Raw genomic sequence first — 23,746 nt, 5'->3', positions numbered from 1 at the left:
CGGGTCGGCGACGGTGTCAGCCGTTGTACGGCCTGAGCTGCAGCAGGTGCACCCGGCCTCCCGGGGCGAGCAGCCACTCCACGTCGAGCGGCGCGGCGAAGGTGTAGTCACCGGCGAAGTGGGACTGCAGCAGGCGGCCGGCCAGGGCGAGCCGGCCCAGGTCGGTGCGGGTCTCCGGGTCGAGGTCCTGTTCGGCGGCGCCCAGCGAGACGGTGCGGCCACCGCCCTCGACGGTGTTGTAGAGGTACTGCATCGGCAGGGTGGTGCCGTCGACGACCGCCGAGGCCGAGCCGAGGGTGCAGTTGAGGTAGACGCTGCGGAAGTCGGCCCGGTTGGTGGGGTTGCAGGTGACCATCACCCCGCCGAGCGGGGACGGCTCGTACCGCTGGACGATCACGCCCATGAAGGTGTCGTCCAGCGAGATGCCGGCCTGGTGGCGCAGCCGGACGCTGCGCGGGGAGAGCAGCGAGGCCCACACCTGCCGGATCGCGTCGAGCAGACCGGACAGGTCGGTGACCTTGGTGTGCGACTCGTAGATGCCGGCGGCGGAGAAGCCGGGCAGGTCCTCGGCGTTGGAGGACGAGCGGACGGCGAGGCGGTCGGCGCCGGCGAGGTGCCGGACCACGTGGGTGTCCAGGGCCCGGACCAGGTCGTCGGGCACCGGGGTGGAGGCCACCAGGTGCTGGAGCTGGACGCAGACCGAGTCCACGGCGTCCATCGCGCCGAGTTCGAGGGCCATCTTGAGCTTGCCGATGCTCTGCTGGACGGCGCGGGAGGAGTCCAGGAAGCGCTGCTGGACGGCGAACGGCACCGCGATGCCGTCGGGCGCGCTGACGTGCCGGGCCAGGAAGTCGGCCGCCGCCCGGGCCAGATCGGCGTCCTCGGGAACCTGCAGCTGTCCGGCCAGATGGGCCAGCAGGTCGGGGCGCGGGGCCCGGGGCACGGAGTAGTAGCCGGTGAGCCGGGCGGATCCGTGGCGCAGGACGTGGTGGAGCTCGCCCAGGTTGGCGGCCTTGGTGCCGTAGCCGCTGCGGTCGCCGGCCCGGAGCTCGGAGAGCGGCACGATCGGCACGTCCTCCACCTTGGGGGCGTCGATCCGGATCCGCTGGGTGTGCCAGACGGGTTGGGTGAGGTCGGCCGGCTGCTCGGCCCGTTCGACGGTGACGCCGTCGGCCGTGACCTCGTAGCGGACCCAGGAGTTGTCGAGCCCCTCGGCGGCGATCCGGTCGAGCACGCCCCGCACGATCGCGTTGGGTACGCCCCAGCCGGCCGCCAGCATGTTGGTGTGCGACAGCGGCGTGGTGGGCCGGGCGTTGAGCAGGCCGGCCAGCCGGGGGATGTCGTCGGGGACGACCGGCATGGCCACAATGTCGTACCAGGCGAGGCCCGGCCGGGCGGCCCGGTACTCCTCGGTGTCGGCGAAGGCCCGGAGGCGGCCGACGGCCGAGCCGAGGGTGAGCGGCACGAACGGCCTGGCGGCGAAGAGCTCGTTGCCGCCGGTGCGGGGCAGCACGGTCTCGGGCACGCCGGTGAGCGCGTTCTGCTGGGCGTGGTTGGCCGGTTTGGTGAGCAGGGCCAGCGCCTCGTCCAGGTGCGCCCGTACGAAGCGGTGGAAGTCGGTCAGCAGCTCGGCGCCCATGGTGTCGGCCTCGGTCGTCTCCAGCACCATGAACGGCTTGATGCCGTCGCCCGGCCGGCCGCCGGAGTGCAGCGAGAGCACGCCGAGCAGGTACCGCCGCTCGGGGTCGTGGTAGACGCTGTGGTTGAAGCCGTCGAGGTCGGCGTCGAGCTGTTCCAGGGTCAGGCCGTCGATCTCGGTCGCGATGTAGTTGACGTGGAAGGAGTGCACGGCGCTGTCCAGGACGTGCCACTCGTCGCGGTGGCGGTCCACCACGACCTTCACGTACGGGTGGCCGCCCAGCGTCCCGCAGAGCTGCTCGAACAGCGGCAGGGTCAGCCGGGCTCCGACGACCGCGCCGTGCGGGGAGGCGGCCGTCGTGGACTGCCGGTCGGTGCTGTCGTTGGCGTTCACTGGGGCATACCTGTCGTGAGGCGGGCGGTCGCGGTCAGGGCCTTGGGGAGGGCGTCGACGATCCGCGCGCAGTCCGCCAGCAGGGCGGGGGCGGATTCGGCGGTGAGGAAGCACAGGGCGGCCATGGTGTTGGCGCCCTCCGCCTCCCGGTAGGCGGGCACCGGGGTGCCGGGCGGGAGGCTCTTCTCTTCCACCAGCTCGATCCGGGAGCCGGGTTGGAGCAGCTCGGCCCAGTCGACGGCGGCGAAGTCCCAGCGCGGGTGCTCGGTCCACGGTTCGCCCAGCGGGTCGACGGCGAGGATGACCAGGGAGCCGGCGGCGCCCGTCCCCGAGGTGGCCATCCGCGGCGGGTAGTCGACGGGCCGGCCGAGCAGCTGGCGGGTCAGCATGCCGATCATGTCGAGCCCGAAGACCTCCTCCACCTGGCGGGTCGTCAGGACGCCGCCGAAGCGCGCCGCGGTCTCGATCAGCCACATGCCGTGGCCGCCGGGGGCGAGCTTGATCTCGGTGTGCGTGGCGCAGGTCTCCAGGCCGAGCGCGTCGACGGCCGCCCGGGAGAGTTCCTCGATCCGGCGCTGCAGTTGTTCGGGCAGCTCGGCGGGTGCGATGCTCGCGCGCTCGGTGAAGGGCGGGACGGTCGGCATCCGGCCGGTGATCGCCAGCGGGTGGTAGACGCCGTCCGCGACGATGCCCTCCACACTCACGTAGTCGCCCCAGCCGTGGCCGTCGAACCATCCCAGGGTGCCGCCGGTGACGATCTCCTCCAGCAGGAAGTCGCTCACCCCCTCGCCGGCGGAGTGCAGTTCGGCGTAGCCGTCCTCGGCGGATGACGCCATCACCGCGCGGCCCCGCTGCCAGGCGAGTGCGGCCTGCTCGCGGTCGTGGACGGTGAGGTGCGCCGTGGAGCCGGCGCTCCAGGCCGCCTTCAGCAGCAGTGGCGGTGTGAGCCGCGCGAAGGCCTCGTCGATGTCGGCGCCGCGGTGGATCTCCGCGAAGCCGGGTATCGGTACTCCGGCGTCGCGCCACGTCCTGCGCATCAGCCGCTTGTCGCGCGCGGCCTCGACCCGCTTCCCCGCACCGGCCACACCCAGCCGTGCGGCGGCGTGGGCGACGGCCACCACGGCGTACTCGGAGAAGGTCGTCACCGCGCGGGCCGCGACGCGCCCGGCGTGGGCGCAGACCAGGTCGACGAGCGCCTCGCCGTCCGTCGGCGGGGCCTCGGTGACGGAGGCGCAGTGCGGGAGCCAGCCGCCGGCGGTGCCGTGCGGCAGCGGGGCGAGTGCCAGCACGTGGACCTCGGCGTGCGCGGCCATCCGGGGAATCGCGTACTCCAGGGGCGGCCCTCCCCTGGCGTGGACGAACAGGATTGCGCTCACAGGTGCTCCTCGGCGTTGGGCAGGCACGGGTGGGGCCTGCGGGGGCGGCCGCCGGAGCGGGCCCGGCCCGACGGGCCCGAACTCCGGCTATGAGCAACCGAACCACGACGGAGGGTGACGAAAGGCGGTGTGGGTCGTTCGAAACTTTGGCGAATGCCAAACAACCATCACTTGACGAGTCATGATCAAGATGTGATCACCCGGCGCCACCCTCGCACCGCCACACCTCCTCCCCCGCTCGACGGCCAGGGCCCGACCCCGGGCGCGTACCCCGCCCTTCCCGCCGGACGCACACCGGTCTGACCCGATGTCAGAGAGTCGCCGGGGAAGCCCCGTCGGACCGGGACCGGCCGCTCAGGCCGTACGCTCCGGCGGCGCTGCGGGTGGTCGAGGACGGCAGTCGCCACCGGCCCCGAGCACCTCGCGGTCCGCGGGACCGCGCCCGGTCAGCGGCCGGTCAGCGGCCGGGGATGATGTCGTGGGCGATGGCGAAGCGGGTGAGATCGGCCCGGCGGCGGGAGCCGATCTTGTCGCGCAGGCGGTCCAGGTGCGAGTGGACGGTGTGCTCGCTGATGCCCAGCCGGTCCGCGATGCCGTGGTCCGTCTCGCCGTTGGCGAGCAGCTCCAGGATCTGCCGCTCCCGTTCCGTCACCTTGCAGGTGGTCTCCGTCCAGGAGCGGACGGCGAGCGCCGCGGACACGTACGAGCAGCCGGAGGCCACCAGCCGGATCGCCGCCAGCAGTTCCTGCTCGCCGGCCCGCCGGCTCAGGCAGCCGCGTGCACCGGCCTGCATCGGCGGCACGATGTCGCTCTGCAGGTCGGAGCAGAGCACCAGGACCTCCATGCCGAGCCCGGCCAGCCGGTACACCACGGCGGCCAGTGGTGCGGGCTGGAGTTCCAGGTCGAGCAGCACCACGTCGCCGGGCCGGAGGTCGCCCTCGACCTCCTCCGCGGAGCGGGCGCCGACCGTGAAGGTGAGGTCGGTGGCGGAGTCGATCACCTGGGCCAGACCGCGCCGGAACAGGGGGCAGTCGCCGACGACGGCGACCCGTCTCACTTGCGAGCTCATGGGTGGTCCTCGGCGGGCGGCCGCTGCTGTGGCGAGCCCGCTGCATGCGTGCGTTCAGCCCCCATGACCCCCAGTCTTCACCTCGCCCGGCCTTCCGGCACGCGCAGGAATGGCCCGGTCACCGGTCTCCGGGCCGCCGCCACGGTGCGGGCGCCCGGGGCAGGGGCAGGACTGCCCCGTCGCCTGTGGGTGGTTCGGCCCTTGGCGGGCCGCGGCCGGCGGGTCACACTGGGGCCGGGATCCCGGGTGTCCGGCCGGGCGGCAGCCCGCGCAGCCGGCATGGACAGGGCGGCACACGGAGCCCGGGGCCGTCCCCGGCAGGGCCTCCTCACCACCGTAGGCGCCGTCCCGCACGAAGGAAAGTCGTCATGTCCGAGATCAACGCGTCGACGAGGATCCGGCTCCCCCGCGAGTTCTGGAAGGTGATCGCCTCCGGCGAGGACGGACCGCCGGGCGGCGGGACCTTCCTGCTGACCCGGGACCTCGGCCAGGTCGAGGCGCTGGACCTGGCCGGGTTCCGGGTGTTCCAGGTGGACCTGGGCGCGCTGGCGGCGCGGATGCCGCGGTGGTCGCCCCCCGGGCCCGTCCCGCCCGGAACCGGCTGACCCGGGGAACACCCCGTGACGATCACCACACATCCGGCCGCACCGGCCGGTCCACCAGCGCACGGGCGGCCGGGACGGGGGACACGCAGGAGCCGGGCCACCGCGGCGCCCGCCCGGTTCGACGCCACCGACCGCCAGGCGGCCGGGTAGCCGCCCCGGCCCGGCCTCGGGCGGCCCGGCCGCCGGTACGGGCGCTTTCCTCGGCGTGCTTCCACTGCTCCTGGACTGCACGTCAGATCCGCTGCGGACGGGCGGGGTTGTGCCCGCTCGGGCGCGACCGGCGTCCGCGGGGCGTGATCACCTTTGAGCGAGTGACAGTCATCACTGAACCACCATGGGTTACATAAAGGCAACATACCGTCAGGTAACGTACAGATATGACCAGATGACCGGCCGCAGGATTCGGTCCGCCGACGGCTCCCACCGGGAGCCCGTACGCGCAGCGGACGCATGCCTTGCGCCGTTTCCAGGTCGGGCCCGAGCGGGGTAATCCGCCGGCCGTCCAGCAGATGAAAGAGGAAAGATGACCTCCGACGCACGGGGCAGTCGCTTCGAGGCCCTTGGCGCGTACCTGCCAAGTACCGTCCGGTCCACCCCCGACCTGGTCGCCTCCGTGGAGCAGCTGCCGGACGTGGACCTGGCCCGCATCACCGGCGTCACCGAACGCCGGGTGTACGACCGCCGGCCCGAGGCCGGCGAGGACTCCTACGGGCTGGCGCTCAAGGCCGCCCAGGACGCGCTCGCGCACTCCCGCTACGACGCCGCCGACCTGGACGTGGTCGTCTCGGCCTCCATCACCCGGTTCAAGGACGGCGACGACTTCTACTTCGAGCCCTCCTTCGCCGGGCTGCTGGCCCGGGAGCTCGGCGCCCGCCGCGCGATCCACTTCGACGTGTCCAACGCCTGCGCCGGCATGCTGACCGGCGTCCACCTGCTGGACCGGATGATCCGCGCCGGGATCGTCCGCAACGGACTGGTGGTCAGCGGCGAGCAGGCCACCCGGGTCGCCGAGACCGCGGCGCGCGAGATCTCCGACAGCTACGACCCGCAGTTCGCCTCGCTGTCGGTCGGCGACTCCGCCATGGCGGTGATCATGGACCGCGCGGTCGACGACGCCGACCGGATCCACTACGTGGACCTGATGACCTGCGCCGAGTACTCGCACCTGTGCCTCGGCATGCCGAGCGAGCGGACCGAGGGCATCGCGCTCTACACGGACAACCGCCAGATGCACAAGGAGGACCGACTGCGCATGTGGCCGGCCTTCCACGGCGACCAACTCGCCAAGCTCGGACGCACGTTCGCCGACGAGGAGTTCGACTACATCGTCCAGCACCAGGTCGGCACCCGGTTCGTCGACTACGTGAACCTCACCGGTGCCCGCGAGTTCGGCACCGAGATGCCCGAATCACTGTCGGTGGTGGAGCAGTTCGGGAACACCGCGACCACCTCGCACTTCCTGGTGCTGCACCGGCACCTCACGGCGGGCACCGCCCGCCGCGGCGCCCGGTACCTGCTGGTGCCCGCCGCCTCCGGCGTCGTCACCGGCGCCCTGTCCGCGACCATCACCAACCTTGGGGTCTGAACCATGACCACCGTCATCAGGGCCGCATCGGCCATCGCCGCACCGACGGACGGGCAGGCGGCGGCCGTCCTGCTGGCAGGCCGGGCCTCCCGGGAGTGCCTGGCCGAGGCCCGGATCTCGCCGGACGCGGTCGGCGCGCTGATCAACGTCGGCGTGTACCGCGAGCACAACACCTTCGAACCCGCCGTCGGCGCCCTGGTGCAGAAGGAGGTGGGCATCAACCTCGACTACCTGGCCCACCCCGTGCCGGGCGCGGCCTTCTCCTTCGATCTGATGAACGGCGCCTGCGGGGTGCTCAACGCCGTCCAGGTCGCCCAGGCGATGCTCTCCACCGGCAGCACCGAACGCGTCCTGATCACCGCCGCCGACGTCCACCCGGGCGGCCGGGCCGCGCTGGACGACGACTACCCGTACGCCGACCTCGGCGCCGCCCTGCTGCTGGAACGCTCCGCCACCGCCGACGGCGGCTTCGGCCCCGTCCGGACGGCCGGCTCCGACGAGGCCTCGGCGACCGCCGGCTACCTGCCGACCGCCGGCATGGGCGCGGGCGGACGCGCCCGGATCACCGTACGGCGCGACCACGGCTTCGCCGAGCAACTGCTGGACCTGGCCGTGGACACCGCCGCCGAGTACGCCCGGACCGAGGGACTCGACCTGCACCGCACGCTGGTGGTCAGCTCCCGCCCGACCGCGGACTTCGCGCAGCGCCTCGCCGGCCGACTCGGCCTGCCCGAGTCCTCGGTGATCGCCCCGGACGCGCCGGGCGGCGGCGAGGGCCTGCCGCACACCGCCGCCCCGATCCTCGGCTACCTCCGGGCGGTCGGCCAGGGGCTCCCCGAGGACGTCGACCAGATCCTCTTCGTCGCCGTGGGCGCCGGTCCGAGCGCCGTGTGCGTCAGCTACCGGCCCCAGGAACGGTGACCCGGTGACCACCGCATCGGACCTGCTCAGCGGGGACCTCGGCCTCGCCGAACACCTCGAACGCAACGCCCTGGCCTTCCCGGAGAAGGCCGCGATCATCCACCCCGACGGCACGGAGGCCGACGGCCGCGTCCGCTACACCGAGCTGACGTACGGCCGGCTGCACACCGAGATCACCACGATGTCCGGCTCGCTCGCCGCGATCGGCATCGGCCACGGCACCCGCACCGTCCTGATGGCGGCGCCCGGCCCCGATCTCTTCGTGCTGCTCTTCGCCCTGCTGCGGCTCGGCGCCGTCCCGGTCGTGGTCGACCCCGGCATGGGCGTGCGGCGGATGCTGCACTGCTACCGGGCGGTCGGCGCCGAGGCGTTCGTCGGCCCGCCGGTCGCCCACGCCGTACGGGTGCTCGGCCGGCGGGCGTTCGCCGAGGTCCGGATCACGGTGACGCTCGGACGGCGCTGGGCCTGGGGCGGGCACACCCTCGCCGCCCTGCGTACCGGCCCGGCCGGCGCCGCGCCCTCGACGGCCGTCCGCGGCGACGACCTGATGATGATCGGGTTCACCACCGGCAGCACCGGGCCCGCCAAGGGCGTCGAGTACACCCACCGGATGGCGGCCGCGATGGCCCGGGCCGTCCGGGCCGCCCACACCCGCGACCGGGACGAGGTCTCGCTCGTCACCCTGCCCCTCTACGGCATGCTCGACCTGCTCTTCGGCTCCACCCTCGTCCTGGCGCCGCTCTCCCCCGCCAAGGTCGGCCAGGCCGACCCGGCGCCGCTGGTGGACGCCATGCTCAGGTACCGCACCTCGACGATGTTCGCCTCCCCCGCCCTGCTGCGCCGCCTCGGCGACCACCTGGCGGAGCACCCCACGGCCCTGCCCGACCTGCGGTGCGTGGTGTCCGGCGGCGCGCCCGTACCGCCCGAGGTGGTCGCCGGCCTGCGCCGGGTGCTCGACGAGAAGGCCGCGATCCACGTCACCTACGGTGCCACCGAGGTGCTGCCGATCACCTCGATCGAGTCCGAGGAGATCCTGGAGGAGACCGCCGCCCTCGCACCGCACGGCGCCGGGACCTGCGTCGGGTACCCGGTGCCCGGCACCGAGGTCCGGATCGTCCCCGTCAGCGACGGCCCGCTGCCCTCCTGGAGCGAGACCCTCGCCCTGGCCGCGGGCGAGGTCGGCGAGATCGTCGTCAGCGGGGAGTCCGTCAGCCCCCGCTACCACGCCGCGCCCGCCGCCGACGCCGCCCACAAGATCCGGGACGCGGCCGGGGGCCGGACCTGGCACCGCACCGGCGACCTCGGCCGGCTCGACCCGCAGGGCCGCCTGTGGTTCTGCGGCCGCAAGACGCAGCGGGTCCGCACCGCCGCGGGTGACCTGCACACCGTCCGCTGCGAGGGCGTCTTCAACGCCCACCCGCTGGTGCGGCGCACCGCCCTGGTCGGCGTCGGCGAGGCCGGCGCGCAGCGGCCCGTGCTCTGCGTGGAGACCGAGCCCGGCCTCCCGGCCGAGCGCTGGGATGCGCTGGTGGGTGAACTGCGCGCGCTGGGCGCGGCGCAGCCGCAGACCGCCGGCGTGGACGTCTTCCTGCGGCACCCGGCGTTCCCGGTCGACATCCGGCACAACGCCAAGATCGGCCGCGAGCGGCTCGCCCGCTGGGCCGACGACCGCCTCAGCGGCCGCGGCCGGCGGCGGGAGTGGGCGCTGCGCGCCGTCCCGCTGGCCGGCTGGGCCTACCTGGCGGCCGGCCTGCTGCACCCCGTGGACCAGCCGGTGCTGGTCGCGCTCTGGTGGATCGACGCCTTCCTGAGCGTGGTGGTGCACGCCGCCCAGATCCCGCAGGCGCTGCCCCGCGGCCGGGCGGCCGGACGCGGAGCGGCGGCCACCGCCGCGCTCACCATGCTGTACGGCGCGACCTGGTGGCGACTGCTGCCCGCCGCCGACCGGGCGGCGGTGGCGCGGTGAAGGTCCTGGTGACCGGCGCGTCCGGCTTCCTCGGCGGCCACCTGGTCGACGGCGCGCTGCGGGCCGGGCACCAGGTCCGGGCGCTGGTCCGCCGCACCAGCGACCTCAGCCGGCTGCGGACGGTGCCCGGCCTGGAGCTCGTCCACGGTGATCTCGGCGACGCCGAGTCGCTGCGCCGCGCCGTCGAGGGCGTCGACGTGGTGCACCACAGTGCCGCCCGGGTCGTCGACTTCGGCAGCCGCGCCCGGTTCACCGCGGAGAACGTGACGGGCACGGCGCTGCTCATGGCGGCCGCCCGGGCCGCCGGCAGCGGCAGGTTCGTCTTCGTCAGCAGCCCCAGTGCCCTGATGGGCCCGGACGACGGCGACCGCCTCGGCATCGACGAGTCCACCCCGTACCCGGACCGCTGGCTGAACCTGTACTCCGAGACCAAGGCCGCCGCCGAGCAACTCGTGCTGGCCGGCGACGAACCCGGCTTCACCACCGTCGCGCTGCGCCCCCGGGGCATCTGGGGCCCCCGGGACCACTCCGGCTTCCTGCCGAAGCTGCTGGAGCGGATGCTGGCCGGCCGCCTGCCGGACCTGTCCGCCGGGAAGCCGGTACTGGTCTCGCTCTGCCACTGCGACAACGCGGTCGCGGCCGCGCTGCTCGCCGCCGAGGCGCCGGCCGAACGGGTCGGCGGACGGGCGTACTTCGTCGCCGACCGGGAGCAGACCGACCTCTGGGCGTTCCTCGCCCGGGTGGCCGCACTGTTCGACGGCACGCCGCCGACCCGCCGTCTGTCACCGGCGGTACGGGACGCGCTGGTGGCGGCGGTCGAACTGCTCTGGCGGGTGCCCGCGCTGGCCGACCGCCGCGAGCCACCGCTGAGCCGCTACTCGGTGGCCCTGCTCACCCGCTCCGCGACGTACAGCACGGCGGCGGCCGAACGGGACTTCGGCTACCTGCCCGTGACGGACCAGGAGGCCGGCCTGCGAGGGCTGCGGGACTGGGTCGAATCGATCGGCGGCGCCCGGGAGTTCGTCCGGCCCGGGCGCTGACGGACCGCTCGCGACGGCTGACCACACCTCAGGAAGACTGTGATGACTACCAACGACAGCACCCCTGCCGCCCGGTCGGGCGAGGCGGCATACCGGCGCCCGGTCTCGGCCACCGAATGGCTGTACCTCGGCGCACACCGGGTCGGCAGCGCCATGGTGCTGCAGCTCGTCGTCGAGGGCGACGGCGATCCGGACCCGGAGCGGCTCCGGGCGGCCCTGGCGGCCGCCGCGGAGTCCTGCCCCGGCTCCCGGCTGGTGCGCCGAGGGCGCCGGTGGATCGACTCCGGGCGTCCGCCGCAGCTGCGGGTGGCCCCGGACGGCAGCGGACCGGACGCCGAACTGCGCTCCGGCACGGCCTGGTTGGAGGATCCGCTGGACCTCCGCCGGGGGCCGGGCTGCGAGGTGCTGCTGCTGCCCGGCGCGGCGGGCGCCGGCGCGCTGGTGTTCCGCGCCTTCCACGGGGTGATGGACGGGCACGGTGCGCTGCTCTGGATGGGCGAGGTGTTCCGGGCGCTGCGCGGGGAGCCGGCCCGGCCGGCCCGTTCGCCGCTCACCGACGCCGGGCTGCTGGCCGAGGTCGGTGCCACCGGCCGCCGGCCCGCGCTGCTGCTGGACCAGCGCGCACCGCTGACCGCCGGCCCGGCCGGGGCGGCGGGGCGGCCGGAGGCGCTGTGGCGCCGGCGCACCCTGCCGGGCCGGCACCGCTCCCTGACCGCACGGCTGGCCCGGGCGGTGGCCGACGCCACCGGGGCACCTCGTGCCCGCGTGATGGTGCCGGTGGACCTGCGGCGCCACCACGGCGGCGAGCCGGCCACCGGCAACCTGACCCTGCCGGTCTTCCTCGACCTCGCCGCGGGAGAGTCCTGGCCCGGCGCCCAGGCGCAGTTGCTGCGTGCGCTGGCCGACCGCCGGGAACTCGCCGAGGGCTTCGAGTCGGCGCTGGCCCGGTTGCCGCTTCCGGCCGCCGCCGCGCTGCTCCGGGCGGGCCGGGCGGTGTCCCTGCGGCGCGACCGGCACCTGGCCTCGGCGGTCGTCTCCCACCTGGGCCGGATCAGCCCGGCGGAGTGCTCCGGCGCGGGTTTCACCGGCCGGACGGTGTACGCGCTGCCGGTGCACGCCCCGCTGGTCCCGGTGTCCTGTGTGGCGGTCGAGCTCCCGGACCGCACCGAGCTGACCGTCGGCTTCCAGGGCGGCCCCGGTCTGGCCGCACGGGCCGACGAGCTGATGGACCGGCTGATCGCCTCCGTGACCGGGCCGGACACCGCCGTGCCGGCCCGGGCCGGCACGGCGTCGGAGCCGGTCGCGGCGGACGCGGCCGACGCCACGGTGGTCGGGCTGCTCCGGCGGCAGGCCGCGCGGACGCCGCGGGCGACCGCGCTGGACGGCCCGGCCGGCCCCGTCTACTACGCCGAGCTCGACCGGCGTTCGGACGCGGTGGCGGCCGGGCTGCTGCGGCGCGGTGTCGCCCGCGAGGACGTGGTCGGGCTGCTGGTGGAGCGGTCCCCGGCCGGGGTCGCCGGGCTCTGGGGCATCCTGAAGGCCGGGGCCGCGTACCTCCCGCTGGACCCGCACCAGCCGGACGCCCGGATCGCACAGGTGCTCCAGGAGGCAGGCGCGGTCGCCTGTGTGACCGAGCGGCGGATGCTGGGCCGCGCGGCCGGCGCGTCGCCCTGCGCCGTGCTGGCCGCCGAGGACGTCCCGGACGCGCCGGCCGGCTTCCGGCCGGCCGAACCGGAGCCGGGGCAACTCGCCTACGTCGTCTACACCTCGGGCTCCACCGGGCGACCCAAGGGCGTCCAGATCGAGCACGGCGCGCTGATCGCCTTCGTCCGGTGGGCGGCCGACCTGTGCCGGGTGGACGAGCGGACCAGGTTCGCCTTCCTGTCCTCGTTCGCCTTCGACATCTCCTGCTTCCCGCTGTTCCTGCCACTGCTGCACGGGGGCACGACGGTGCTCGTCCCGGGCGAGCCGACCCGGCCCGCCCTGCGCGAACTGCTGGAGCGCCACCGGGCGGACGCGCTCGCGGTGACACCGACCCACCTGGACCTGGTCGAGACGTACGGCCTCGACCTCGCGGGGCTGCGGACCCTGCTGGTCGGCGGTGAGCAGTTCACCCGGGCCGCCGCCGACCGGGCCCGGCGCCGGCTCGGGCCGCAGGCCCGGCTGATCAACGGGTACGGGCCCACCGAGGCGACCGTCGGCTGCCTGGCCCACGTCCTGGACGGCACCGAGACCGGTCCGGTCGTCCCGATCGGCCGGCCGGCACCGGAGGTCACGGTCGAGCTGGTCGACGGCGACGGCGCGCCGATCGGGCCCGACCAGGAGGGTGTTGTCGGCGAAATCCTGCTCTCCGGCGTGCAGTTGGCCCGCGGCTACCTGGGCCGGCCCGAACTGGACGCGGTCTCCTTCCCGGTCGGCGCCGACGGCGTGCGCCGCTACCGCACCGGCGACCTCGCGCGCCGGCTGCCGGGCGGGGAGCTCGAGTTCGTGGGACGCGACGACGAGCAGGTGAAGATCGCCGGGCACCGGATCGAGCCCGCCGAGGTGCAGGCCGCGCTGGAGGGCCACCCGGCGGTGCGCACGGCGGCGGTGACCGTCCGGACCCGCCCGGGCGGGTCGCCTGCGCTCTGCGCGTACGTCCTCACGGCCGAGGGCGCGGGCCGTACCGGAGCCTCGGCCGGCCTGGGGTCGGCGCTGCGCGACCACCTCGCCGAGCTGCTGCCCGCGCACCTGGTGCCCGCGGTCGTCGTGCCGGTGGCCGAGCTTCCGCTGACGGTCTCCGGGAAGACGGATCTCGCAGCCCTGCCCGACCCGTTCGGGGCCGTGCCCGCCCCGGTGGCGGCCGACGCGTCCGTCGCCGTGGGGCCGGCGCCGGACGAGGTGGCCGAGCGGGTGGCCGGGGTGTGGTCGCGGGCGCTCGGGCTGGACCGCCGTTCGATCGGCCCGGCCGCCGACTTCCAGGATCTGGGCGGCGACTCGCTGGCGGTGCTGGAGATGCTCTCGACCATCACCGAGGAGCTGCTCGACCCGCGCGCGGCGGACGTCTTCATGGACGAACTCGGCGATGCGATGGCGGAGTTGACACTGCGACGGGTGAGTGACGCGGTGCGGGCCGCACAGCGCAGCGCATCGGCGCCCGCGTCCGCGTCCGCATCCGCGAAGGAGGCGAGGGCGTGATCTTCGTCGGTCGCGGCGCCCTGCTCCGGCGGGCCGTCACCCACGCCCTCGACACCGGCCACCGGGTCGACCTGGTGGTCTCGGACGACCCCGCGGACGACCCGGGCGACGCGGCCACCGCGCACCTGACCACCGCGGACGTCAACGCGGTGGCCGAGCAGCTGCTCGCCCGGTGCGGCGACGGCGTGGTCTGGTCGGTCAACAACCGGATGATCTTCCGCGCGCCGCTGCTCTCCCGGGGGCTGCGGATCTACAACATCCACAACGGCCTGCTGCCGCAGCACCGCGGCCTGCCCTCGGCGGCGGTGGCGTTCGCGCTGCTGCGGGGCGACCGGGAGTACGGCGCGACGCTGCACGAGGTCGACGCGGGCGTGGACACCGGCCGGGTGCTCGCCGAACTGACCTTCCCCGTCGCCGCCGAGGCGCGGTACCACCAGGTACTGCTGCGCGGCGTCCAGGCCTGCCACCGGCTGTTCCAGCGCTCGCTGGCGGACGTGGCGGCCGGGCGCGACCCGGCGCCGCCGGCCCCGCGGGAGCCCGGCCCCCCGGGCTACTTCGGCCTGCGGGCGCTGCGCGAGCTGCCCTCGTACGCCGCGCATCCGGCCTACCCGCGGGCCACCGACCTCGGGGTCACGGCGCCGTTCGTGCCCGAGCTGGTGGCGGCGCTGCGGGGCGGTCCGGCAGGGCCGGGCGAGGGCGGGTTCCGGACTATTGACGAAAGTTCTCACAAGGGAGTGACTGGCGAGTAACTTCGGCCTACGCTCGTCGTCATGGACCTTGTACACGAGCGCCGGGGCGACGGCCCACCACTGCTTCTGCTGCACGGCATCGGGCACCGCTGGCAGGGCTGGAAGCCCGTCCTGGACCTGCTCGCCCGGGAGCGGGAGGTGATCGCCGTCGACCTTCCCGGCTTCGGCGCCTCGCCGCCGCTGCCCGCCGGCATGCCGTACACCATCGACAGCGCGATGCGGGTGCTCGGCGACTTCCTGACGTCCATCGGCGTCGAGCGCCCGCACGTGGCCGGAAACTCACTCGGCGGGCTCTTCACGCTGCACGCCGCCCGGCACGGGCTCGCCTCCTCGGCGACCGCGCTCTCCCCGGCCGGCTTCTACCGCCGGTCCGGCTTCCTGTACGCGCGCAGCGTGCTGAACCTGCACCGGTTCGCCGCCCGCACCCCGGAGCCGGTCCGGGCCAGGCTGGCGGAGTACCCGCAGGGCCGCAGGCTGATGTTCGGCATGATCTACGGCCGCCCCGAGCGGCTCGACCCGGCGGAACTCCTGCTCGACACCCGCGCCCTGCTGCAGGCGCCGGGCTTCCGGCAGACCCTCGTCGCCGGGCGCACCGAGCAGGCCCCGCGCTTCCCCGCCGCCATCCCGGCCGAGGTCCCGGTGACCATCGCCTGGGGCAGCCGGGACCGCCTGCTGCCCTACGCCCAGGGCCGCCGGGCCCGCCAACTGCTGCCGACCGCGCGCTTCGTCCCGCTCGCCGACTGCGGCCACGTCCCGATGGGCGACAACCCCGAGCTGGTCGCCCGAGTCCTGCTCGACGGGAGCAGCTCACCCCTGCTCGGCCGCGGGAAGGCGTCCGCCGAGGAACTCTGACGGCGCGGCGGGCGCCGCGCTGCGCGCCCGCCCCCGCGCGCCTGCCGTGCGCCCACGACCCTGTGGAAGGCTGCTGGACCGGTCATCTCCTGATGACCGGTCACTTCCCGTCCCCAGCCGAGCCAGTCGGCGCGGTCGGGCAGAGGAGCCGCCATGGCAGATCACGCCGCCCACGGACACACCGACCCTCGCTGTACCGGACGCCCTCGGACGCGGTCGCCGCCCCCACCCGAGAAGCTCGCCTACGTCGCCGGGTTCGACCGCTCGGCCCGCCGCCCGGACGCCCTGATCACCGTCGACACCGACCCGCGGCCCCCGACCTACGGCCGGGTGCTGCACCTCGCCGAACTCCCCGAACCCGGCGACGAGCTCCACCACTTCAGCTGGAACGCCTGCGACAGCGCGCTCGCGCACGACTCGCTCTACGACGCGTGGGACGACCAGTTCCACCCCGGCGGCATCGCCCCCTGGATGATCAAGCTCGACGCCGACCCGGCCGCCGGCGGGCTGGCGGTCGACCCGCGCTTCTTCCCGCACGGTGAGGAGTTCCAGGGGCTGCGGGTGCACCAGACCCACCTGCACGGCGGCGACGCCTCCTCGGACTCCTACTGCTTCCGCTGACCGCGGGCCGCCGCCGCCCGGACGCCGCAATCAGTACTCGGAACCGCTCCGGCGGTAGGTGCCCGCGACCTGAAGCCATGCCCCGGCCGCGAAGAACCCCTCGACGACATGGGGACCGTTCTCCGAGACGCGCAGGATCCGCAGTGCCCCGCTCGGATGCAGGTCGTACTCGTAGGTGACGCTCACGGGCTTGTCCTCGTACTGCATGTCCAGCGGCCCGCTGGACGGTTCGGCGGGCGACCGGGCCTCAGGCGCAAGTTTCACGTAGACAGACATGCTTCCACGGTATTCCCCGGCCGCTCGGCGAACCACCAGCAAGGCCGCCTCCGCATCTCTGCGAAGACGGCCTACGACCTGCGTGAACGCCGGCCGGTACAACAGGATTCGAGCCTGCGGCCCCCACCCCTGGATGACCTCGATCACCCTCCCGCCGAGGAGGCGGGGAAGAATTCTTCGATCACGAGTCGCAGCGTCAGGGCTCCTGCCTCATTGATCTGCACGTTTTACCTCCTCGCGATCGCCCTTACCGGTGAGCTATCCCGGCAAATTCCAGCGTACTCCACAAAGTGCGCATTCCGGAAATTCCTCCGCACATTCCCGGAACGGTAATCCGGGCTCGCAGAATTCAATCTCGGCCGGTGGCGGACCGCCGCATGGGCCGACCGCCACCGTTCCGGGGGGGCCGGAGACAGGGGTCGTGCGGTCGAGCAGCCCCCGGTCCAGGTGTCGCGGTGCAGACGGCGATGCGATGCTGAACAGAGAACACGCCGGCGAAACGCTCGTGGATCCAGGTGAACGCAGGCCGGGGAAGCCGGCCTGCCGAAGTGCTGCGCAGAACCGAGGTACCCATGGCGGAATTCGCGCGGGAGCACCGCGAGGCCGCGGTGGACCGGACCGAGGGGTTCGGTGAGCGACTGCTGGGGCAGCTGCTCGACCGGGCTCACGAGATGCCGCCCCAGCTCATCGCTCCGTTGGTGGCGGAGGAGGTGCGGGCGATAGGCGGCAGGGACGTCTCGATCCTCCTGCAGGACTACGGCCAGCTCATGCTGGTCCCGCTCCCGGGGCGGGGGCTCTTCGTCGGTGATCCGGTGCCCATCGACGACTCCCCGGCCGGCGCGGTGTTCCTGCGCGCTGCCCCGTCGGAGCACCCGGCGGCCGACGGCACCCGGATGTTCCTGCCACTGCTGGACGGCAGTGACGAGGTCGGGGTCCTGGCCGTCACCCTCGACAGCATCGATGACGACGACCGTCGGCTGCTCAGACGTCTCGCGGGTCTGGTCGCCGACATGCTGGTCACCAAGAACGGCTATACGGACCGGTTCTTCCAGGCGCGGCGTCGCGAGCCGATGAGCGTGGCTGCCGAGATCCAGTGGTCCCTGCTGCCCCCGCTGTCGATGAACACGCCTCAGGTCACGGTCGCCGGAATCCTGGAGCCCGCCTACACCGTCGCCGGGGACAGTCTGGACTACGCCCTCAACGACGACATCCTGCATCTGGCGATGATCGACGCGATGGGCCACGGATTGAACGCCGCCGTCCTGGCGACCGTCGCGGTGGGCGCCTACCGGCATGCCAGACGCGCCGATGTCGGGCTCGCCGAGCTGTACGCGTTCATGGATGCCGCCGTGGACGAGCAGTTCGGCCCCGACCAGTTCGTCACGGCCCAGATGATGCGCCTGGACATCGGAACCGGCCTGCTGCAGTGGGTCAACGCCGGCCACCCGGCGCCGCTGCTGATCCGGGACCACCAGGTCGTCGAGGCCCTGGACAGTCCCGGAACCCTTCCCGTCGGCTTCGGCGGGGCCACCCCGCAGGTCGACACGTGCCAGCTCCGGCGCGGTGACCGACTGCTCTTCTACACCGACGGCCTCGTCGAGGAGCACACCGCCGGCGGGGAGCAGTTCGGCGAGGAACGCCTGATCGCCACCATCGAGCGGGTCGGGCCTGCCAGTCGAGGGGTCCAGGAGATGGTGCGGGGCCTCTCCCACACCCTGATGCGGGAGCGGGGCGGGACCACGACGGACGACGCGAGCCTCTTCCTCGTCGAGTGGAGCGGCGGCAGCGCCGACCACCTCGCCGAATCGGCCCTGTAGCCGGACCGCGTGCCCGACGCGCCTAGAATGCGCGCCATGGATGCCACACCGAACGACCGGCTGGAACGCCTCGTCCGACTCGCCACCGGGAGCTACCTGCTGGTCACCACCTTCCGCAAGGACGGCACCGCGGTGCCGACCCCGGTCTGGGTGGTCCGGGACGGCGACGCGCTGGGGATCTGGACGGCCGCCGAGTCCTGGAAGGTGCGGCGGATCCGCAACCGCGCCGACGTGCTGGTCGGTCCGTGCGACGCCCGCGGCAACCCGACCGGTGAGAACCACCCGGCCGTGGCGGAGATCTGCCCGCCCGAGCGGACGGCGGCCTACCGCACGCTGCTGCGGCAGAAGTACGGCCTGCTCGGGGTGGTGACCCTGCTGGGCAGCCGGCTGCGGCGCGGCGAGCGCGGCACGATCGGCATCCGGATCACCCTGACCGACTGAGCCCTGACGGACTGAGCCCCGACGGCCGGGCCACCCGGCCGGCTGTCCCGGCCGGGTGGCCCGCCCGGTCAGTCCTCCGACCCGGCCGGCGGCATGGCCGTGCCGCCGTGGCAGCCGACGAAGGACGCGTTCGGGGAGAACGCGTCGAAGCCCATCCCGAACCTCGCGAACGCCTCCCAGGCCGCGAGCCGGACCGCGGTGTACTCCGCCGGGGTCAGCGTCCCTCCCCGCAGTGCCCGCAGGGCGCGCAGGATCGCGTCCCGGGCCACCAGGAAGGACGGGTTCTTCGGCGTCAGCTTCAGGCCGTCGACGACCGCCTGCCAGCTGACCCGGTAGCCCCGCTGCTTGTCGTCGAGCGCGGCGCAGACCTTGCGGGTCAGCTCCATCAGGGTCGCGCACCAGATCTCGCCGACGTCGTGGACCTCCTGGTAGCTCAGGTCGGCGTTGCCGGCGCCCGCGACCTCGCCCGGGCCCTTGCCGATGTCCCCGAACGTGCCGGGGTACCGCGTGTCGTACGGCCGCTGCCGGATGCCGCCGGGCCGCTTGACCACCCAGCTGCCGGTGACGGTCCGCTCCTCGGGCTGGGAGAAGTTCCGGGTGGTCAGGGCGAAGTAGTCGCCCCAGCCCTCGCCCATCGCGACGGACTGGTCCTCGTTGAGGGCGTCCGCGTCGAACAGCCCGCCGACCAGCCGGTTGGTGACGCCGTGGGTGAACTCGTGGAAGACCACGTCCGCGTCGTTGGCCGTGTGGTTGCCGGTGCCGGTGACCATCCCCATGTTCATCACGGCGGCCTGGCCGTCGGCCCGGGTCGCCATGTTGGCCGTGCCGGTCACCGCACCCGGGTGGGCGAAGGCGAGGACCGGGTCGGCTCCCCTGCCCTTGCCGGTGACGTTCTTGGTCTGGAAGTTCCCGTGCTCCTCGGTGAATCCGAGCATCATGAAGAAGTCGTGCATGTAGTTGCAGAAGAAGAAGATGTTGGTGACGAACTGCTCGGGGGTGTTCTCCGCCGGGCTGAACACCCCGCTGCCCGTGACGTCGAGGGGGATCTCGAACGGCTTGCGGTCCCGCGCGTTGACGGCCGCCACGTTGTTGCCGACGGTCGACACCGTCCCGTTCACGAAGTCCAGCCAGGGCAGCGGGAATCCGGTGGGCAGCCCGGTCGACGGCACCGTCGTCGGGTAGTCGGCCGACGGCAGCGGGAAGTCGGCGAGGTCGTAGCCGCTCTCGGCCGGATTGCGCCGGAACACCCGGCCCGCGACGGCGTGGCGCACCGTGTCGTAGAAGTAGAGGATCTCCGGGGCGTCCGGGTCCTTCGTCCGCCCGTCCGCCTCGACGAAGGCCCGGTACTGCGCGACGAAGTTCTCCCGGGAGAAGGTGAACAGCCAGCAGAGGCGGATCTCCTCCCCCATGTTGAGGTAGACCAGCCGGGCCGGGACGGCCTCCTCGAACGCCCCCTTGCTGAAGGTCATCGGCTGGTCGCTGCTCGGCTGGTACGACACCCGCGCGAAACCGGCCGAGACGTCGAGGCCGGGCAGTTCGTCGTCGCCGAACGCCGTGTGCAGGGTCCGTGCCTCGGCGGCCTTGGCCGCCGCCACCCGCAGGGCGGATTCGGCCGGGACCACCGGACTCGCCGGGAGGTCGGCCGGCACACTGGCGGTGTCGCCGACGACCCGGTCCACCGTGCCGTCCCGGTGCAGCCAGACCTTCGGGGACATCCCCCAGACCTCGATGCCGTTCAGCACCTGCTGCAGGCTCACGACGCGCATGCCCTCGCTCGTCGTGGTCAGGCTCGGGTCGGCCTCGAACTCGGCGGGTTCGTCGGCCGCGAAGCCCATCGCCCCGGCGGCCGAGGCGACGTACGCCTTGGCGTGGGCGATGTAGACGGCGTCGGGTACGTCCTCCCCGCCGTCCGGGGCTAGGCCGGCGATGCTCGGCGCGCCGGACACCCTCAGCTCGTTCAGGTGCCCGGTGAAACGGTTGACCTTGCCGGGCTCGGCAACGTCGCCGGCGAACCGGTCGTAGCCCTTGTCCCGCTTGTCGATCATGTCGGTCATGGCGTGGTCCTCGGTGGTGACGGCTCCAAGGCCGGTGGTGGCGCCTCAGAGGCCCGCGAGAGTCAGAGCGGCTGCCGCGACGGTGCGGGCGATGGACGTCGCGTACTCCGTGCTGTGGTCCCGGTCGGTGAGGGTGTCACCGGGCCGGTGGTACTGCCGGGTGCCGGTCGCCGGGGCGGTGTCGTCGAAGAAGTTCTCGGAGACCGCGACGGCCGCCCAGCCGCGCTCGTGGAAGCTCGCGTGGTCGCTGCGGCCCGCCGCCGGGTCCTCGTCCCCGGTGAGCTGCTGGACGACCAGGCCGGGCTCCACCGCCGCGACGGCCGTGCCGAGGATGCCCCCGAGCGCGTGAGAGGCCTCCTCGGCCGGCCCGGGCACGGCGGACCCCGCGTGGATCTCCACCGTGCGGGTGCCGCCCTGGAAGCCCGCGATCATGTCCATCTGCAGCACGGCGGCGATGCCGTCCCCCGCCGCGGCGGCCGCCCGGGCGTAGAACTTGCTGCCCACCAGCCCCTGTTCCTCCGCGTTGAACAGCACGAACCGCAGCGAGCTGGCCGGCACCCGGCCGGCGGCGACCAGCGCGTGCAGGCACTCGGCCGTGGCCAGCACCGCCGCGACCCCACTGCCGTCGTCGTCGGCGCCGGGCGCCGGGTCGGCCGCCGGATCGTACGGGCGCGGCCGGCCGGCCCCGTCGAAGAACTCGCCCTCGGCGGCGGTCGAATCGAGGTGCGCGGTGACCAGCACCACCGAGTCCGCGCCCGCCACCCGGTGCTCGGCCTCCACGTTGAACAGCCGCCGCCCCCGCCAGCTGAACGAGTGGCGCCTGACCTCGAGGCCGAGGTCCTGGAAGCGCCGGGCCAGCGCGTCGACGACGAGCGGGTTCTGCTCGCTCGACACGTCCCGGCTACGGACCGTCAACGGCTCCCCGTCGACCAGCGGCCGAGCCCCGGACAGGCGGGCGACATGCCCGCGGATCGCCTCCGGGGTGACGGTCGACCGCACCGCGGCGACGGTCTCCGGCGAAGGCGCCCCGAGGGCGGCGAAGCCGTCCCCGAGCAGTCCCGCGGCGTGCGGCTCACCCGGGCGCGAGAGCAGCGCCGGGTCGGGGAGCAGCCGTTCGAGGTGCCCGGGCCTGGTCCCGGGCAGGTGCAGCTCCTCGACCGGGGCGCCGGCGCGGACGGCGAGGTAGACACCGCCCGGCGCCGTACCGAGCGAGACGACCGGCGGTGCCTCGTCGGCGGCTGCGGCCGAGCCGTCGAGCCGGTCGGCGGCGAAGGCGAACGCGGCGGCGGCGCGCAGATCGGCCTCGGCCGCCCGCCGCTGCGCGGCGGAGGCTTCCGCGAGCGCCCGCGGGGCCTGGACCGGGCGGTCGTCGCGCAGCAGGAAGGCCGAGGTCTCCTCCACCGGACCTCGCCGGTCGACGGTGAAGGCGGCCTGTTCGAGCACGGCCACGCCCCGCTCGGTCGCCATGGCGAGCACCAGCAGCTCGGACGGGACGTGGACCGGGACGACCTCGGTGGCGTTCGCCACCTCGTCCAGCGTGACCGGCCCCCAGCCCGCCGGTAGGCCGATCCTGATCCACAGGACGGCCCGTCCCTCGACGGCGGCGAGGGTGAAGACCGGGTGGGGCGCGGTGCGCATACCGCTCTCGCGGGCCTGGCCGCGTTCGTCGGGGTCCTCGCCGACGAAGACGCAGTCGCCGGCCGGCACCCCCGACGAGGCGACCGCGGCGTCGAAGATCCCGCGACCGGTCTTCGGCCCCCAGTGGATTCGGCTCTCGTCGGTGAACCGGCCCTCGAACGCGGCCCGGAGCGCGGCCGCCGCGCGGTCCTTCGCCGCCTCCCCCGGCCCCGGGTTGGAGATGATGCCCTTGCGGGTCGTCGTGAACGCGTCGAGGACCTCGAACACCCGGGGCAGCGGGTGGAGCACCAACGAGCCGTCAGGTCCGACGGCGGCGTCCGCGAGGGTCGCCCCGATGTCGAAGAACAGTACGGACATCTCGGTGCCTCCGAGAGCGCGTAGCTGCGGGGCGCGGCACGGCGGAGCCCGCGGGGCACGACCCCACAGCCGGGGATGGATGGGTGCACGGCGGACGGGCCGGGGGCGGCCGAGCCCGCCGTGGGGCTCTGACACTTCCATGTTGCGAGGGTCGGCAGGTTCCTGCATCCTGGGCCGCCGTCACCGGATCCGGTGACCGTCCGTATGGCCCGGGAGCCCGCAATCCGGCCTGCGCGGGCCGGGCTCTGACTGTGTGTGACCACGGCCGGCCGGGCGAGCGAGCCGGGGCCAACGGGGTGCGCACGCGGACGCGGCCGGGCCGGCCCGGCCGGACCTGACGGTCCGGCGGGGTCCGCGGGCCGGGAAATGCCTGGCCGGGGCGCCTGCCCCGCTGGCATGCTGGGCGGGTGGAGAGACCCGAGATCTGGATCGAGTTCGCCCCTGAGCTGCACGTCTTCGTCGCCTCGGCGCAGCGGGCCGGGCGGTCGGCGGTCCGCACGGACGGCTCGTCGACGCTCGGGCACGTCGTGGAGTCGATGGGGGTTCCGCTGACCGAGGTCGGCGCGCTCCTCGCGGGCGGACGGCCGGTGGGCGCCTCGCACGTCCCCGGCGCCGGCGAGGAGATCTCGGTGTGCGCGGTGAGCCGGCCGCAGCAGCTCCCGGGGCCCGCCCGCTTCCTCCTGGACGTCCACCTCGGGACGCTGGCCAGGCGGCTGCGGCTGCTGGGCGTGGACGCCGCCTACGAGAGCGTGGACATCGGCGACGCCGCCCTGGCCGCGCGCTCGGCCGCCGAGCAGCGGGTGATGCTCTCGCGCGACCGCGGGCTGCTGCGGCGCCGGGAGCTGTGGGCGGGCGCCCACGTCTACAGCTCCCGCCCCGACGACCAGCTCCGGGACGTGCTGTCCCGGTTCGCTCCCCCGCTCGCGCCGTGGACCAGGTGCACGGCCTGCAACGGGCAGCTGCACAGTGCCGCGAAGGAGGCGGTGCAGGAGCAGCTCCGGGACGGCACCGAGCGCTCGTACGACGTGTTCGCGCAGTGCGGTGACTGCGGGCAGGTCTACTGGCGGGGCGCCCACCACGGTCGCCTGAACGCGATCGTGGCGGACGCCCTGGCCGAGTTCGGCGGCCTGTCGCGCTCGTGACGCGGCCTCAGAGGACCACGGCGGTGCG

Annotated in this window: 18 protein-coding genes; 12 read left to right on the top strand and 6 right to left on the bottom strand. The window is 74.1% G+C overall.

Annotation, left to right across the window (positions count from 1 at the left end):
* Nucleotides 1–16: 16 nt before the first annotated feature.
* The 3 genes from OG871_RS34215 to OG871_RS34205 all read right to left on the bottom strand — a co-directional run bounded on the left by OG871_RS34215 (nt 17) and on the right by OG871_RS34205 (nt 4,477).
* Entirely contained in the window at nt 17–2,032 is a 2,016-nt protein-coding gene (locus tag OG871_RS34215) for a PEP/pyruvate-binding domain-containing protein (RefSeq protein ID WP_371502144.1), read from the bottom strand.
* Nucleotides 2,029–3,408 (bottom strand): acetyl-CoA carboxylase biotin carboxylase subunit family protein, encoded by a 1,380-nt coding sequence (locus OG871_RS34210; protein WP_371502143.1) that lies wholly within the window; start codon nt 3,406–3,408, stop codon nt 2,029–2,031. Before OG871_RS34210 ends, OG871_RS34215 begins: the two co-directional genes overlap by 4 nt.
* 457 nt (nt 3,409–3,865) lie before the next feature.
* Complete coding sequence (locus OG871_RS34205; protein WP_371502141.1) at nt 3,866–4,477, bottom strand: LuxR C-terminal-related transcriptional regulator; 612 nt, start codon at nt 4,475–4,477, stop codon at nt 3,866–3,868.
* Between the two features lie 368 nt (nt 4,478–4,845).
* Here OG871_RS34205 and OG871_RS34200 point away from each other — a divergent pair, with 368 nt between their 5' ends.
* The 9 genes from OG871_RS34200 (at nt 4,846) to OG871_RS34160 (ending at nt 15,993) form a co-directional block, all read left to right on the top strand.
* Nucleotides 4,846–5,082 carry a hypothetical protein gene (locus OG871_RS34200; RefSeq protein ID WP_371502139.1) on the top strand — a complete coding sequence of 79 codons (237 nt, stop codon included), beginning with the start codon at nt 4,846–4,848 and terminating at the stop codon, nt 5,080–5,082.
* A 523-nt stretch (nt 5,083–5,605) separates the two neighbouring features.
* Nucleotides 5,606–6,667: a 3-oxoacyl-ACP synthase III family protein gene (locus OG871_RS34195; RefSeq protein WP_371502138.1), complete on the top strand. Its 1,062-nt coding sequence runs from the start codon at nt 5,606–5,608 to the stop codon at nt 6,665–6,667.
* 3 nt (nt 6,668–6,670) lie between these two features.
* Entirely contained in the window at nt 6,671–7,588 is a 918-nt protein-coding gene (locus tag OG871_RS34190) for a hypothetical protein (RefSeq protein WP_371502137.1), read from the top strand.
* Between the two features lie 4 nt (nt 7,589–7,592).
* Complete coding sequence (locus tag OG871_RS34185; RefSeq protein WP_371502136.1) at nt 7,593–9,554, top strand: fatty acid CoA ligase family protein; 1,962 nt, start codon at nt 7,593–7,595, stop codon at nt 9,552–9,554.
* Nucleotides 9,509–10,594, top strand: a complete 1,086-nt coding sequence (locus OG871_RS34180) for an NAD-dependent epimerase/dehydratase family protein (protein ID WP_371502135.1) — start codon at nt 9,509–9,511, stop codon at nt 10,592–10,594. Before OG871_RS34185 ends, OG871_RS34180 begins: the two co-directional genes overlap by 46 nt.
* 42 nt (nt 10,595–10,636) lie before the next feature.
* The gene (locus tag OG871_RS34175) at nt 10,637–13,771 is read left to right on the top strand and encodes an amino acid adenylation domain-containing protein (RefSeq protein WP_371502133.1); all 3,135 of its coding nucleotides are present in this window, start codon (nt 10,637–10,639) and stop codon (nt 13,769–13,771) included.
* Entirely contained in the window at nt 13,768–14,520 is a 753-nt protein-coding gene (locus OG871_RS34170) for a formyltransferase family protein (RefSeq protein ID WP_371502131.1), read from the top strand. The genes OG871_RS34175 and OG871_RS34170 overlap by 4 nt, the downstream gene beginning before the upstream one ends.
* A 21-nt stretch (nt 14,521–14,541) precedes the next feature.
* The gene (locus OG871_RS34165; protein ID WP_371502130.1) at nt 14,542–15,372 is read left to right on the top strand and encodes an alpha/beta fold hydrolase; all 831 of its coding nucleotides are present in this window, start codon (nt 14,542–14,544) and stop codon (nt 15,370–15,372) included.
* 153 nt (nt 15,373–15,525) lie between these two features.
* Complete coding sequence (locus OG871_RS34160; RefSeq protein ID WP_371502129.1) at nt 15,526–15,993, top strand: selenium-binding protein SBP56-related protein; 468 nt, start codon at nt 15,526–15,528, stop codon at nt 15,991–15,993.
* A gap of 30 nt (nt 15,994–16,023) precedes the next feature.
* Here the strand turns inward: OG871_RS34160 and OG871_RS34155 are convergent, their stop codons facing one another.
* On the bottom strand, nt 16,024–16,269 hold the full coding sequence (locus tag OG871_RS34155) for a hypothetical protein (RefSeq protein ID WP_371502127.1): 246 nt from the start codon (nt 16,267–16,269) through the stop codon (nt 16,024–16,026).
* 572 nt (nt 16,270–16,841) lie between these two features.
* Here OG871_RS34155 and OG871_RS34150 point away from each other — a divergent pair.
* On the top strand, nt 16,842–18,086 hold the full coding sequence (locus OG871_RS34150; RefSeq protein WP_371502126.1) for a PP2C family protein-serine/threonine phosphatase: 1,245 nt from the start codon (nt 16,842–16,844) through the stop codon (nt 18,084–18,086).
* A 36-nt stretch (nt 18,087–18,122) separates the two neighbouring features.
* Nucleotides 18,123–18,527, top strand: coding sequence for a PPOX class F420-dependent oxidoreductase (locus tag OG871_RS34145; RefSeq protein WP_371502124.1), 405 nt, complete (start codon nt 18,123–18,125; stop codon nt 18,525–18,527).
* 68 nt (nt 18,528–18,595) lie between these two features.
* On the opposite strand, the gene OG871_RS34140 is transcribed toward OG871_RS34145, so the two are convergent.
* Entirely contained in the window at nt 18,596–20,581 is a 1,986-nt protein-coding gene (locus OG871_RS34140; protein ID WP_371502123.1) for a M36 family metallopeptidase, read from the bottom strand.
* 45 nt (nt 20,582–20,626) lie between these two features.
* The gene (locus OG871_RS34135) at nt 20,627–22,576 is read right to left on the bottom strand and encodes a M28 family peptidase (RefSeq protein WP_371502121.1); all 1,950 of its coding nucleotides are present in this window, start codon (nt 22,574–22,576) and stop codon (nt 20,627–20,629) included.
* A 407-nt stretch (nt 22,577–22,983) separates the two neighbouring features.
* Between OG871_RS34135 and OG871_RS34130 the strand changes: the two genes are divergently transcribed.
* On the top strand, nt 22,984–23,718 hold the full coding sequence (locus tag OG871_RS34130) for a Mut7-C RNAse domain-containing protein (protein WP_371502120.1): 735 nt from the start codon (nt 22,984–22,986) through the stop codon (nt 23,716–23,718).
* Nucleotides 23,719–23,746 lie beyond the last annotated feature (28 nt).

Origin of the sequence: Kitasatospora sp. NBC_00374, assembly GCF_041434935.1 — a bacterium.
Taxonomy (GTDB): Bacteria; Actinomycetota; Actinomycetes; order Streptomycetales; family Streptomycetaceae; genus Kitasatospora.
The sequence above is the reverse complement of the archived record's forward strand: the minus strand, read 5'-3'. Positions and strand labels throughout refer to the sequence as shown.

Coding starts and splice junctions, on each gene's coding strand:
- OG871_RS34145 (WP_371502124.1), top strand. CDS start 18,123: ATGGATGCCACACCGAACGACCGGCTGGAACGCCTCGTCCGACTCGCC.
- OG871_RS34155 (WP_371502127.1), bottom strand. CDS start 16,269: ATGTCTGTCTACGTGAAACTTGCGCCTGAGGCCCGGTCGCCCGCCGAA.
- OG871_RS34205 (WP_371502141.1), bottom strand. CDS start 4,477: ATGAGCTCGCAAGTGAGACGGGTCGCCGTCGTCGGCGACTGCCCCCTG.
- OG871_RS34190 (WP_371502137.1), top strand. CDS start 6,671: ATGACCACCGTCATCAGGGCCGCATCGGCCATCGCCGCACCGACGGAC.
- OG871_RS34160 (WP_371502129.1), top strand. CDS start 15,526: ATGGCAGATCACGCCGCCCACGGACACACCGACCCTCGCTGTACCGGA.
- OG871_RS34195 (WP_371502138.1), top strand. CDS start 5,606: ATGACCTCCGACGCACGGGGCAGTCGCTTCGAGGCCCTTGGCGCGTAC.
- OG871_RS34165 (WP_371502130.1), top strand. CDS start 14,542: ATGGACCTTGTACACGAGCGCCGGGGCGACGGCCCACCACTGCTTCTG.
- OG871_RS34150 (WP_371502126.1), top strand. CDS start 16,842: ATGGCGGAATTCGCGCGGGAGCACCGCGAGGCCGCGGTGGACCGGACC.
- OG871_RS34140 (WP_371502123.1), bottom strand. CDS start 20,581: ATGACCGACATGATCGACAAGCGGGACAAGGGCTACGACCGGTTCGCC.
- OG871_RS34175 (WP_371502133.1), top strand. CDS start 10,637: ATGACTACCAACGACAGCACCCCTGCCGCCCGGTCGGGCGAGGCGGCA.
- OG871_RS34200 (WP_371502139.1), top strand. CDS start 4,846: ATGTCCGAGATCAACGCGTCGACGAGGATCCGGCTCCCCCGCGAGTTC.
- OG871_RS34135 (WP_371502121.1), bottom strand. CDS start 22,576: ATGTCCGTACTGTTCTTCGACATCGGGGCGACCCTCGCGGACGCCGCC.